This is a genomic window from Sphingobium cyanobacteriorum (assembly GCF_030580935.1).
Lineage (GTDB): Bacteria > Pseudomonadota > Alphaproteobacteria > Sphingomonadales > Sphingomonadaceae > Sphingobium > Sphingobium cyanobacteriorum.
Genome location: NZ_JAUQOM010000069.1, coordinates 1 through 1,308 on the forward strand (window position 1 = coordinate 1; position 1,308 = coordinate 1,308).

Consider the following 1,308-nt stretch of genomic DNA (forward strand, 5'->3'; position numbering starts at 1 on the left):
CTGGTGGTTGTAGTGCTCGACGAACGCCTCGATCTGGGCTTCAAGGTTGCCGGGCAGGAAGTAGTTTTCCAAGAGGATGCGGTTTTTCAGGGTCTGGTGCCAGCGCTCGATCTTGCCCTGCGTTTGCGGGTGCATCGGAGCGCCCCGCACATGGCTCATCTTTCGGGCCTCGATATATTCCGCGAGTTCACCGGCGATGTAGCTGGGACCGTTGTCGCTGAGTAGCCTGGGCTTATGCAACACCGTCGCGCTGTCGCAGCCCGATGCGGCCAGTGCCATGTCCAACGTGTCGGTGACATCCTCGGCCCGCATGTTGGTGCACAGTTTCCAGGCAATGATGTAGCGCGAGAAGTCGTCGAGCACGGTCGACAGGTACATCCAGCCCCAGCCGATGATCTTGAAGTAGGTGAAGTCGGTCTGCCACATCTCGTTCACCCGCGTGGTTCTGGTGTGGAACTGATCGGCGGCCTTGATCACGACATAGGCTGGGCTGGTGATCAGGTCATGAGCCTTCAGAAGGCGGTAAACCGTGGCTTCCGACACGAAGTAGCGCTTCTCGTCGGTGAAGCGCACAGCCAACTCGCGCGGTGACAGCTCGCTGTAATCCAACGCCATCTCGACGATCTGGTCCTGCACCTCGGGTGCGATGCGGTTCCACACCCGGCTCGGTGCCGATGGACGATCCTCCAGCGCTTCCGGTCCGCCTTCGAGGAACCGGTCGTACCAGCGGTAGAACGTCCGGCGTGCGATCCCCAGCTTGTCGAGGGTGAGCTTCGCCGGCAGATGTGACTGCTCGACGATCCGGATGATCTCGAGCTTCTCCGATGCAGGATACCTCATTCGTCGTCGCCCCCATCCGCAATCATGCTTTTTTTGAGCAGACGGTTTTCAAGCGTCAGATCGGCCACGCATTCCTTCAGGGCCCGGGCTTCGCGGCGAAGATCCTGCACCTCGCCACTGGTCGCGGCACGGGCGGTATCGCCCGCCAGGCGGCGCCTGCCCGCTTCCATGAACTCCTTCGACCAGGTGTAATACAGGCTCTGGGCAATGCCTTCCTTACGGCAAAGCTCCGCGATGCTGTCTTCGCCGCGCAGGCCATCGAGCACGATGCGGATCTTGTCTTCAGCCGAAAAGTGCCGACGTGTCTGGCGCCGGATGTCCTTCACCACCCGCTCAGCGGAGGCCTTCACCGGCGACTTTTTTAAGGAGTGTTGGGTCTTCATCTTCGTTCCTTCGTCACTACGACGAAGCCCCAACACTCCTTAAATCACAACCTCAAATCTGTGCCATTGGTGCTGACGGGGAACA

1 pseudogene is annotated in these 1,308 nt (G+C 60.1%); it reads right to left on the reverse strand.

Annotated elements, in window-relative coordinates:
• Positions 1-1,223: pseudogene (locus Q4610_RS21705) on the reverse strand (IS3 family transposase); the annotation flags it as partial.
• Positions 1,224-1,308: the final 85 nt, after the last annotated feature.